This is a genomic window from Bradyrhizobium sediminis (assembly GCF_018736105.1).
Lineage (GTDB): Bacteria > Pseudomonadota > Alphaproteobacteria > Rhizobiales > Xanthobacteraceae > Bradyrhizobium.
Map to the genome: position 1 here is coordinate 1,778,258 of NZ_CP076135.1, position 11,481 is coordinate 1,789,738.

The 11,481-nt window shown below is 64.1% G+C and carries 11 protein-coding genes; 2 read left to right on the forward strand and 9 right to left on the reverse strand.

The annotated features are described in order from the left end of the window. Nucleotides 1-29 precede the first annotated feature (29 nt). The 8 genes from KMZ68_RS08605 to KMZ68_RS08640 form a co-directional block, all read right to left on the reverse strand. Nucleotides 30-1,319, reverse strand: coding sequence for a TRAP transporter large permease (locus KMZ68_RS08605; RefSeq protein WP_215615365.1), 1,290 nt, complete (start codon nucleotides 1,317-1,319; stop codon nucleotides 30-32). Next, nucleotides 1,316-1,864, reverse strand: coding sequence for a TRAP transporter small permease subunit (locus KMZ68_RS08610; protein WP_215615366.1), 549 nt, complete (start codon nucleotides 1,862-1,864; stop codon nucleotides 1,316-1,318). The genes KMZ68_RS08605 and KMZ68_RS08610 overlap by 4 nt, the downstream gene beginning before the upstream one ends. Nucleotides 1,865-1,908: 44 nt before the next feature. Continuing rightward, nucleotides 1,909-2,931 carry a TRAP transporter substrate-binding protein gene (locus tag KMZ68_RS08615; protein WP_215615367.1) on the reverse strand — a complete coding sequence of 341 codons (1,023 nt, stop codon included), beginning with the start codon at nucleotides 2,929-2,931 and terminating at the stop codon, nucleotides 1,909-1,911. A 214-nt stretch (nucleotides 2,932-3,145) separates the two neighbouring features. Continuing rightward, nucleotides 3,146-4,126: a branched-chain amino acid ABC transporter permease gene (locus KMZ68_RS08620; protein ID WP_215615368.1), complete on the reverse strand. Its 981-nt coding sequence runs from the start codon at nucleotides 4,124-4,126 to the stop codon at nucleotides 3,146-3,148. Continuing rightward, nucleotides 4,123-4,989 carry a branched-chain amino acid ABC transporter permease gene (locus KMZ68_RS08625; RefSeq protein ID WP_215615369.1) on the reverse strand — a complete coding sequence of 289 codons (867 nt, stop codon included), beginning with the start codon at nucleotides 4,987-4,989 and terminating at the stop codon, nucleotides 4,123-4,125. The genes KMZ68_RS08620 and KMZ68_RS08625 overlap by 4 nt, the downstream gene beginning before the upstream one ends. Nucleotides 4,990-5,003: 14 nt before the next feature. Beyond that, on the reverse strand, nucleotides 5,004-5,708 hold the full coding sequence (locus KMZ68_RS08630; RefSeq protein WP_215615370.1) for an ABC transporter ATP-binding protein: 705 nt from the start codon (nucleotides 5,706-5,708) through the stop codon (nucleotides 5,004-5,006). Next, on the reverse strand, nucleotides 5,701-6,420 hold the full coding sequence (locus KMZ68_RS08635) for an ABC transporter ATP-binding protein (RefSeq protein ID WP_215615371.1): 720 nt from the start codon (nucleotides 6,418-6,420) through the stop codon (nucleotides 5,701-5,703). Before KMZ68_RS08635 ends, KMZ68_RS08630 begins: the two co-directional genes overlap by 8 nt. A gap of 7 nt (nucleotides 6,421-6,427) precedes the next feature. Next, the gene (locus tag KMZ68_RS08640; protein WP_215615372.1) at nucleotides 6,428-7,672 is read right to left on the reverse strand and encodes an ABC transporter substrate-binding protein; all 1,245 of its coding nucleotides are present in this window, start codon (nucleotides 7,670-7,672) and stop codon (nucleotides 6,428-6,430) included. Nucleotides 7,673-7,851: 179 nt separating this feature from the next. Between KMZ68_RS08640 and KMZ68_RS08645 the strand changes: the two genes are divergently transcribed. Further along, complete coding sequence (locus KMZ68_RS08645; RefSeq protein WP_215615373.1) at nucleotides 7,852-9,111, forward strand: acyl-CoA dehydrogenase family protein; 1,260 nt, start codon at nucleotides 7,852-7,854, stop codon at nucleotides 9,109-9,111. Between the two features lie 102 nt (nucleotides 9,112-9,213). Then, nucleotides 9,214-10,182 (forward strand): hydroxymethylbilane synthase, encoded by a 969-nt coding sequence (gene hemC, locus KMZ68_RS08650; RefSeq protein WP_215616259.1) that lies wholly within the window; start codon nucleotides 9,214-9,216, stop codon nucleotides 10,180-10,182. A gap of 173 nt (nucleotides 10,183-10,355) precedes the next feature. On the opposite strand, the gene hemE is transcribed toward hemC, so the two are convergent. After that, nucleotides 10,356-11,402: a uroporphyrinogen decarboxylase gene (gene hemE, locus KMZ68_RS08655; protein ID WP_215615374.1), complete on the reverse strand. Its 1,047-nt coding sequence runs from the start codon at nucleotides 11,400-11,402 to the stop codon at nucleotides 10,356-10,358. Nucleotides 11,403-11,481: the final 79 nt, after the last annotated feature.

Sequence of the window (11,481 nt, forward strand, 5' to 3'; positions counted from 1 at the left end):
GAGGTTTCTCTCCCGTTGTTGTTGCTCTTTCAGTAACCCATCTTGATCGGCAGCCACAGAATGATCTGCGGCCATGCGACCAGAATCGCGATCGCAAACAGATGTGCGATGAAGTGCGGAAACACCCCGTGGAACACTTCGGCCACCGGGCGCCCCGAGTAGCGCGCCACCACGAAGCAGTTCAATCCGACCGGTGGGGTGATCATGCCGACCTCGGCGGTGACGATCTTGATGACGCCGAACCACAGCGGGTCGTAGCCGAGCGACTTGATCAGCGGCAGCACGATCGGAACCGTGAGCACCAGGATCGCAATCTGGTCCATGAATGAACCGAGCACGATGTAGCCGAACAGGATGATGGTCAGGATCACCCAGGGTGGCACGTGCAGCCCGCCGACAAGGGCCACCAGGTTCTGCGTCACCTGGGTCAGGGTGAAGAAGTAGCCGAACACCGATGCGCCGAACAGGATCATCGCGATCATGCAGGTGCCGTGCGCCGAGCGTAGCAGGGCGCTGCGCAGGCTCGTCAGGTTGATCTTGCGCTTCCAAATGGCGAGGCAAAAGGCGCCGAAGGCGCCGAGCGCGGAGGCTTCGGTCGGCGTGGCGATGCCGGAATAGATCACGCCGGTGACCATGCCGAACAGCAGCAGCATCGGCCCGACGACTTTCAGCATCCGGAATTTTTCGCGCAAGGTCACGGACGGGCCCGCGGGCGCCCGCGAAGGATCCTGCCAGGCCAGAAACCAGACCGTCGCCATGATGGTGATGGTGACGAGAATTCCGGGGATGACGCCGCCGATCAGCAGCGCCCCGATGTTCACTTCCGCGAGCAGGCCGTAGATCACCAGCGCCACCGAGGGCGGAATCAGCATCGCCAGCGTGCCCGAGATCGCCACCACGCCTGCGGCCATCTTCGGCTCGTAGCCCTGCTTCAGCATCGCGGGCAGGCTGGTCGCCGACAGCGTCGCCGCCGAAGCGGTGCTGGTGCCGCAGATCGCGCCGAAACCGGCGCCGGCCAGTGCGGTTGCCATGCCGAGCCCGCCCGGGACCCGGCCGACCCAGGCGGCGGTAGCCTTGAACAGGTCGTCGGCGATGCCGCTGACCAGAACGAATTCGGCCATCAGCAGGAACATCGGGATCGTGATCAGTTCGTAGGAGGTGACCGCCGACAGCGGCGCGGTCTGCAGGATGCCGGACATGATCGGCATGCCGCCGATCATATAAAGTCCGAGCACGCCGGAGCCCGCCATCGCAAAGCCGACCGGCGTGCCGATCGCCAGCAGCACGAACAGAACAACCATGACCAGGGTGAGGATCATTCGAAGGTTTCCTCGGTCGCGTGCGACGCCGGCAGGGCGATCACGTCGCGTCCGGTAGCAAGAGAAAGGACATGGGCGACCAAATGGAGCACGAGACGCAGCGTGATGAGCCCGGCGCCGAGCGGCACCAGCCCGATCGAGGGCCACATCGGCCATGGAATGGCGCCGGCCATGACGTCGCTGGACCTGAAGCTCTCGACCGCGCGCAGGAAGCCGAGCCAGGCGATCAGGGAGAACACCACGATGCCGACCAGGCAGGTGACGATTTCGGTGACGCGGATCATCGCCGGCGGGAATTTCTGCTGCAGGATGTCGACGCTGACATGGGCGTGACTGGCATAGGCTTCCGACAGGATCAGGAAGAAGATGCCGGCCATCAGATAGAGCGAGATCAGGTCGTAGGCCCAGGAGAACGGCCGGTTGAAACCGTAGCGCATGACGACGTCGCTGAAGACGATGATCATGATCGCAAACATGAAGAACGCGGCGATCGAGGACACCGCCTTCTCGACTGCCGAGAGCGTTCTCAATAATCCGTCGAGCACCTTGATCCCCTCCGAGCGTCTTGCCGCGGCGCGCCGGACACGAATTATTTGGCGGGAATGGCGGCGGCGGCGGCTTCGAATTCCTTCAGCGCGTCGCTGCCGTGCTTGCCGCGGGAGTCGAGCCCCTCGGCCCAGGTCTTGTTGACGCCTTTCATCAAGTCCTTGAATTTCTCGGGCTGCAGCGTCTCAAAGTGCACGCCTGCGGCTTCCAGCTTCTGCTTGGTGGTCGCGTCGGCCTTCTGCACTTCCTGGCAGGCGGAGGGAATGATCTCCTCGGCGACGTCGGTCATCGCCTTCTGGATTTCCGGCGTCAGCTTCTTCCAGGCGGTATCGCTGATCGAGTAGGACACCACGAAGCTGCCGAAGCCGAGCCCGTCGGTCGCATGCTTCACCAGCTTGTCGGCGCCGTAGGCGACCACGCTTTCCAGCGGAAACAGCAACCCGTCCATGGTGCCGCGCGACAGCGATTCATAGGCGTCGGGTGCGGCCATCCGGACCGGCACCGCGCCGATCGCGCGCAAGGTCAGATCCTGCGCGCCGCCGGTGGAACGCAGTTTCAGGCCGGCGACGTCGGCGACATCCTTGACCGGCTTGCTGACGGTGAAGATGCGGTATTGCGGCAGGCTCACCGCCAGCAGCAGCCGGATATTGTTGCTGGCATAGTCCTGCTGCGCGATGACGCCGCTGCGCGCCAGCTTCCAGTAGGCGAGGGTACCTTGGCAGGAATGCGCGAAGGCGCCGGGCAACATCGCGACTTCGGACACCGGCATCTTGTCGGAGGTATAGCCGGGGGCGACGTAGCCGATATCGGCGACGCCGGTCTGCGTCAGCTTCAGCATGTCCGCCGCCTTGCCGAGCTGCTGCGCGGGATAGTGTTCGAAGATCACCGCGCCGTTGGTGCGCTTCGTGACCCCCTCCATCCACGGCTCGAGGATCAGCTTGACGAGAAAGTGGCCCTTCGGAAATGAATCGGCGACCCGCAGTTTGATCGGATCGGCAGCTTGCGCGAAAATCGTCGACGCGATGAGAAAACTGCAACCAACCAACGCCTGCCGCACCGTTGTCATTGTATAACCCTCCCGCCGGACGCCCGAGATTTTTTTATAGCTGCACATAAACGCCATGCATCGTCAAGGATAACCCCGGCGACGCCGCCCGAGCGAGTGCAGCGAGCAATTCTGGTTCTTATCGAGGCAGGCAGATTTGCAGCACCTTCCGCGTCACGGAATTTTACCCGGACATCTGAATCGCTGTGTCGGAAACTTCCGATATTTGCGCGCGCTAACCGCGCGACCGCCACCGCGCCCATTGCGCCTCGAACAGCGGCAACAGCCCGCGCGGCGTCACCAGGATGACGGCGATCACGACAACTCCGTAGATGAAGTAGTGCAGTCCCGGCAGCGTGCCGCCGAGTTTGCCGCGCAGCACCTCGCCGAGCGGCACCAGCAGCAGCGCCCCGAGCGCCGGTCCGAAGGCCCGGCCAAGGCCGCCGACGGTGGCGAACAGCACGATTTCGATGGTGATCACCGGCGAGATCAGAAGGTAGGGATCGGCAAAGGTCAGATAGCGCACATAGGCGGTACCGACCACCGAGGCCAGCACCGCCGAGATCACCATCGCGGCGATCTTGTAGCGGAGAATGTTGACCCCGATCGCCTGCGCCGCCTTCTCATTGTCGCGGATGGTGCGCAAATAATATCCGAGCGGCGCATTGAGGATGGCGAGGTTGACGACGATGCAGACCGCCGCCAGCGCCAGCATTACCCAGAACGTGCCGTGCCCGCCGCCGAACTGGAACGCCAGGAAATTTCCGGTGTCGCGCGGCAGCATCAGGCCCGAGGCGCCGCCGAGGAAGTCCCAGCCCTCGACCACGATGGCGCCCATTTCGGCGAATGCCAGCGTGATCAGCACGAAGGAGAGATGGCCGAGCTGAAAGCGGAAGTCGATCCAGGCGATCACGGCACCCAATACGCCCGAGATCGCCGCCGAGATCAGCATGCCCAGCCACATGTTGACGCCGAGCTTCAGCAGCAGCGCGCTCGACAGCATGGCGCCGATACCGATGAACAGGCTGTGCGCCATCGAGATCTGGCCGGCCATGCCGCCGACGATGTTCCACGACGAGGCCAACGCCACATAGACCAGCGACAGAGTCACGATGTGCAGATAATAGCTCGACAGCACGAACGGCAGCAGCGCGGTCAGCGCCAGCGCACCCAGCCAGACCGGCGACATCAGGGTCTTGAAGAATTCCTCCCTCATCGCTGGGAACTCCAGGTCAGTCCCTGCGGGCGGAACAGCATGATCGCCACGAAGATGATGTAAGGCATCAACAGGCCGAGCGGGCCGGACAGATAGATCGTGCCGAAGGCCTCGGAAATGCCGATCACTAGCCCGCCGAGCATGATGCCGACGAAGTTCGTCATCCCGCCGAGCACCACCACCAGCAGCGTGATCACGGTATAACGAAGCCCCTGGCTCGGCTGGATCGGCGTGCCCGGCAGCAGCAGCGCGGCCGCCAGCGCCAGGATGCCGATGCCGAGCGCGAAGGTCAGGACCTGCACGCGGCCGACGTCGATCCCCATCAGGGAGGCTGCATGCGCGTTTTGATGGACCGCCCGGATCGAGCGTCCGAAATCGGTCGAGCGCAGCATCACGTACAGACCGATGGCGAGCGCGAACGATACGGCAAAGGCGATCAGATGCGGCACCCGCAGCACGACCTCGCCGAGAATGACCAGCTTGGATTCGACCATCGAGGGCGTCCGGGCGGGCTGGCCGCCGAACACCATCAGGATACCGTTCTGCAGCACCAGGCTCAAGCCGAGCGTCAGCTGCACGATCATCAGGAATTGATGCCCGACCATCGGCCGGATCAGGAAGCGGTAAACCACCGCGCCGATCGCGGTCATCACCGGAATGGTGATGACCGCCGACACGTAGGGATCGAGCGACAGCGCGGAATAGAGCGCGAGGCACATGAACATGCCGAGCGAAATGAAATCGCCGTGCGAGAAGTTGACCACGCCGCTCACGCCGTAAACCAGGCCCATGCCGAGCGCAAGCAGCCCGTAGGTGCTCCCGATCAACACGCCCTGCGCCAGCGCCTGCCAAAGTTCAGTCACGTGTCATGCTCCCGTCAAAGTCCGAGATAGGCGCTGCGCGTCCGCGGATCGTCCCGGACCACGTCGGCCGTTCCCTCGACCGCGATATGCCCGCGCTCGATCACGTAGCAGCGCTGCGCGTGGCGCAATGTCAGCATCAGGTTCTGCTCGACCAAGAGAATCGACAGTCCGTTGGCGTGCAACTTGTCGATGATCTCAAAGATGTATTGCACGAACAGCGGCGACAGGCCGAGCGAGGGTTCGTCCATCATCAGCAGCCTGGCTTCGGCCATCAGCCCGCGGCCGATCGCGAGCATCTGCTGCTCGCCTCCGGACAGCGTTCCCGCATGCTGCGCCAGCCGCTCCTGCAGCCGCGGAAACAATTCGAGCACCCGCTCCATCTGGCGCGGCCGGTGGGTCCGCGCCCGAGCATTGATGCCGCCGAGCAAGAGGTTTTCCCGCACACTCATCTCGGGAAAGACCATCCGCCCTTCCGGCACCTGGACGATTCCGAGTTCAACCCGCTGCCGCGGTGAAAGGTTGGTGATATCCTGGCCTTCGAAGCGGATGCGGCCGGACATCGCCGGCACCAGTCCCGACAGGCTGTTGATCAGCGTGGTCTTGCCGGCATTGTTGGCGCCGAGCAGGCCGACGAATTCGCCCGCCGAAAGCTTGATCGAGACCTCGTTCAGCACGGGCACGCCGCCATAGCCGGCGACCAGATGGTCGATCTCAAGCATCGAGGTGCTCCCCGAAGTAGGCATCGATGACCTTCTGGTCCTTGACGATTTCGTCTGGCGTGGCTTCGGCGATCTTCTCGCCGAAATTGACGACGACGATCCGGGTCGCGAGTCGCATGATGACAGGCATCACGTGCTCGACCATCACGATGGTGACGCCCTGATTGTTGAGCTCGCGGATGATCGCCATCGGCGCGGCGGTCTCTGCCATGGTCAGGCCGGCCATCACTTCGTCGAGCAGGATGCAGCGCGGATCGGTGGCGACGCATTTGGCGAGTTCGAGCAGCTTCTTGTCCTGCAGCGACAGCGTCGCGGGCGTCAGGTTCTCCTTGCCGCCGAGGCCGACGCGGTCAAGCACATGCGCGGCGTAATCGATGGCTTCGCGGATCGGCCGCCGCGCCAGTGCGGCCGTCGTCACCACGTCGAGCGTCGTCATGTCGGCAAAGGTCTGCACGATCTGGAAGCTGCGGATCAGGCCGCGGCGCACCAGCCTATCAGGCGAAATGCCTGTTATCGCGGCGCCGTCGAAATGAACGTCGCCCTCGCTCGGCGGCATGAAACCGGAGATGACGCTGAACAGCGTGGTCTTGCCGGCGCCGTTCGGGCCGATGATCCCCAGGATCTCGCCCTTGGCGACGGAAAAGCTAATCGCATTCAATGCCACCAGGCCGCCGAAGCGCTTGGTGACATTGGTTACTTCGAGAAATGCCACTGTCGTCTCAGGCCCGTGGTCGCGGCGCGGTCTGCGCGAACTCTTTCGGGAAGATCACCTGCTGTTCCTGCTCGGGCGTCCACTGGATGAACATCGCCGAACCGTCCTTGAGCAGGCGGTCGTCGGCGAATTGCAGGCCCTTCGGCTTCGAGATGTAGAGGTTGGGATCGCCGAAGGGAATATGGACGTTCTTGAACGAGTCGAGCAGCGCATCGCGCTCCAGCGAAGCGGCATTCTCCAGGGTCTGCTGCAGCACGCGTGCGGCCTGGGCGTACTGAATGGCGCCCTGGCCGATCTTGTCGAGCTTGGCGACGTCGCGCAGTTCGGCGATGATCTTCTGCATCGAGTCGATCTTGGCGCCCGGGCTGAAACCGGTCATGCCGTACAGATTCTTGGTCAGCACCGCCTTGCCGATTTCAGGGCCGAGATCCTTCCATAGCGACAGGTCCGAATAGCCCCCGGTGCCGCCGCAGAAGATGCTGCCGTGATAGTTGAGATTGTAGCGCGCCTGGTGCAGCAGGATGCCGTCGCGCGGCGTCACCAGCCCGACGACGATGTCGGGCTTCAGCGAGCGAATACGGATCATCGCCGCGGTCTGGTCCTGCGCCCGGGTGTCGAGCGGCGCTTCGCCTGTTATTTCGATGCCGCTGGCTTTCAGCCGTTGCGTCAGGAACTGGTTGACCTGCTGTCCGGCCTCATAGTTCGAATAGCCCATGACGGCCGTCTTGATGTTGAATTTGTTCGCGTCGCGAAGAAAAACAACGAAGTCATGGATGGTCTGCGCATAGCCGCGATCGTAGGGGTAGCCCAGGGTGAACATGTAGTTCGAATGCGAGCCGCCGGCCCAGACCGACAGCGTCGGCATCTTGAGTTCATCCAGCACCGGCGTCAGCGCCAGCATCTGTGCGCTGAGGATTGTGCCGGTCAGCAGGTGAACCTTCTCTTCGGTGATCAGCCTGCGGGCTTCCGCTGCCGTCCGCGCCGGCTGGCTGGTGTCGTCGGCCTGGATGAGCTCGATCTTGGCGCCGCCCTTGCTCTTGATGCCGCCCGCGTCATTGATCTTCTTGATGACGTATTCGAAGGCGGGCTGGCCTTCCTGGGCGTAGGCGGCGAGACCGCCGCTCATCGAGTTGACGACGCCGATTCGGATTGTCGAACCTGCCGCACTCGCCTTGCGGATGTAGGGCGCGGCAATCGGGCCGAGCAATATTCCGGCGGCCGCAATTCCAAAGGTCCGGCGAGTAACGGTCATTGTTGTTTCTCCCTGCTTTTGGAAAGCAGCAAAGCAGCGTTGTGCGCGGCTTGTAAATAGGCATTTGGCGGAGCATTGCGCTGGACGCATCGCAGAAGCGGCATTTGTGCACGAAATGACCGCGTGTGACCGCTATTGCCGATGGCGCGGTGTTGCGCTTTGGTGATGGAAATTCGCAGGTGAATCAGACTGGGTGTTTTCCGATGGGCGGCGTCGCGTTCGATCTTCCCGAAGATGTCGTGGACGTGCGCGACGGCGTGCTGCGTTTCGTCGAGGCGCAGGTGGCGCCGCGGATCGAGCGGAGCCGGGCACTGCTGGACGACCAGCGGCGGCTGTATGACGAAAGCGGGCGTTACTCGCCCGACGCACGCAAGCTGATCCGCGACATCAGGATGCTGTCGGCGCAGGCCGGATTCTACGCGATGTGCGCGCCGGTCGAAATCGGCGGCGGCGGCCTCGGGCATCTCGCCTATTACGTTTCCTGGGAGGCGATCTATCGCCGGCTCGGCGGCCAGGGCGTCATTATTCCATGGGTGATCGCGCATTGGGCGTTCGGTCCGAGCCGGCTCTTGACGCAGGCGACCGAGCAAGCCCGCTCACGATGTCTGGCGGGAATGATATCGGGCGAAACCTCGATGTGCTTCGGCCTGTCCGAACCCGGCGCCGGTTCCGACGCCAGCATGATCAAGACCCGCGCCGTCAAGACCGCCCGGGGCTGGAAGATCTCGGGCCGCAAGCTCTGGACCACCAATGCACCGACGGCGGAATGGTGCATCGTCTTTGCCATCACCGACGCCGAAAAGGCCGCCCGCAAGGCCGGCGGCATCAGCGCGTTTCTGGTGTCGACCGATGCCCCCGGCTTCACCGTGGAAAGCGTGGTTCGCCTGTTCGGCCACGCCGGCGGCCACGAGGGCGCGCTGGTGCTGGAAGACGTCGAGGTCGAGCCGTGGCAGCTCGTCGGCGAACTCGATCAGGGCTTCAAGATCGCGCTGTACGGCGTGTCGCTCGGGCGGGTCTATAATTCTGCGCGCGCGGTCGGGCAGGGCCGGTGGGCGCTCGAAATGGCGATCGGTTATGCCAAGCAGCGCGAGGCGTTCGGCGCGAAAATTTCCGAATATCAGGGCGTCTCGTTCCCGTTGGCCGAGTCTGCGACCGAACTGCATGCGGCGCATCTGATGGGGTTGAATGCCGCGACCCTGCTCGATCGCGGCGACAAGGCCCTGAAAGAGCTTTCGATGGCCAAGGCCTATTCGGTGCAGGCCGGATTCCGCGCGGTCGACCGCGCCATCCAGACCCATGGCGGCATGGGCCTGACCAACGAAGTCGGCCTCGTTCATGCGTGGCAGGACTTGCGGATCGTCAACATCGCCGACGGCACCAACGAAATCCTGACCCGGATGATCGCCCAGCGGCTCCTGGCCGGCGATCTCGATTTGTGACGCAAGGGATTTCTATATGGAGGGATTTCTCTATAAGAAGAGCCGGCCGGCCGGGGTTTGCGCGGCGGTGAAGCGGATGGAGCGGCGGTGGTGGCAGTTTCGATGCGTATCGGCACGCGCAAGAGCACCATGGCGCTTGCCCAGACCGAGGAGATTGCGCGGCGTCTGACGGCGGCGGCGTCCGATCTCGACGTCGAAATCGTCAAGTTCGAGACTGTCGGCGATACCGACCAGACCAGCAAACTGTTGATGCATGGCGGCAAGGGCGGCGCCTTCGTCGCCGAAATCCGCGCCGCGGTCAGGGCCGGCCGTCTGCACGCCGCGATGCATTCGCTCAAGGACATGCCGGGCAACGAGGACACGCCGGGGCTGGTGATCGGCGCGACGTTGTCGCGCGACCGGCCGACCGATGCGCTGGTGCTGCGCGAAGGCGTATCATTGGAGGACATCAGGCGTTCGCGCGGCAAGGGTTTCAAGATCGGCACCAACGCGGTGCGCCGCGCCGCCTATGCGCGGCGGCTGTTTCCGGACATCGAGGTCGTGCACTTTCGCGGCGCCGCCGACACCCGCGTCCGCAAGCTGGATAACCGCGAGATGCAGCGGTTGCCTGGCGGCGGCGAGGCCGGCCCCGCCGACGCCCTGATCATGGCGCGCTCCGGGCTGGAGCGCGTCGGGCTTTCAAATCGGATCGCCCATGATTTCACGCCGCAGGAAATGCTGCCGGCGGTGGGGCAGGGCATCGTCGCTGTGGAATGCGCAGCGAGCGACTGGCAGACGCGGCGCTACCTTGCCCTGATCGACGATGCCGCGGCGCATCTTTGCTGCGATGCCGAGCGCGAGGTGCTGTGGGTGCTCAACGGCCACTGCAATTCGCCGATCGCGGGCTTCTCCTCGATCGACGGCGCGCAGATGTCGCTGACCGCCTCGGTGCTGGACGAAGCCGGCGGGCGGTTCATCGAGGTCACGCGTCAAGGCCCGGCCGATCGCCCGCGTGAACTCGGCCGCGCCGTCGGGCTCGAACTGCTGGCCAAGGGAGCTGCCGACATCATCGAGCGCAGCCGGCCCGTGTGATTGACCGACGCTCGTTTCCGCAAACAAAGCTGTCATCATCCGCGAAAGCGGATGATCCAGTATTCCAGAGACGCCTGCGGTAAATCGAGAAGCTGCAGCGTACTGGATCCCGCTTTCGCGGGGATGACAACCGGGTGAAGGCGAGACCCGTTGGCGGGTATGCGCCTCTTGACTCACCCCTTATACGCCCGCACCCGCTTCACCATCTGCTCGACATGCGCGATCGGGGTTTCCGGCTGGATGCCGTGGCCGAGATTGAAGATCAGCCTGCCGCCGGCGAAATTCGCCAGCACGTCGTCGACCGCGCGGTCGAGCGCGTCGCCGCCGGCGATCAGCACCAGCGGATCGAGATTGCCCTGCACCGCGACTTTGGTTTGCACGCGCTCGCGGATCAGCGACGGCTCGGCCGTCCAGTCGATGCTGACGGCATCGACGCCGGTCGCCTCGACATAGCCGGGCAGCAGCGCGCCGGCGCCGCGGGGAAAGCCGATGATCTTCGCATCGGGCACCTGTCTGCGGACGCCTTCGACGATGCGCCTGGTCGGCTCGACCGACCAGCGCTGGAACTCGTGCGGCGGCAGCACCCCGGCCCAGGTGTCGAAGATCTGCAGCACGTCGGCGCCAGCCTTGAGCTGTCCGAGCAGGTACTGAACTGAATTCTCCACCAGCACGTCGATGATTTTCGCGAACGCCTCGGGATGGCGATAGGCCATCATCCGCGCCGGCGCCTGGTCCGGCGTGCCTTGCCCCGCGACCATGTAGGTCGCGACCGTCCACGGCGCGCCGCAGAAACCGATCAGCGCGACTTTGGAATCGAGTTCGCAGCGCACGCGGCGCAGCGCCTCGAATACAGGCTCCAGCTTGGTGAAGTCGCCCTTTGAAGCCAGCGTGCCGACCTTGTCCGGCGTATCCAGCGGATCGAGCCGCGGACCCTCGCCGGCCTCGAACCGCACGTCGCGGCCGAGCGCGTAGGGGATCACCAGAATATCCGAGAAGATGATCGCGGCGTCGAAGTTGAAGCGGCGGATCGGCTGCAGCGACACCTCGGCGGCATATTCCGGCGTGAAGCAGAGGTCGAGAAAGCCGCCGGCCTTGGCGCGCAATTCGCGGTACTCCGGCAGATAGCGGCCGGCCTGCCGCATCATCCAGATCGGCGGAACCGGCTGCCTGCGCCCGGAAAGCACTTCGAGGAAGGGTTTGATGGTCGGGTTCTGGGTCAAGCCGCTTATCCGTGGGGTTCGACGGTGCAATTTGCCGCCCCTGATACACTGCCGCTGCGGTCTTGGCCACGGCAACCGC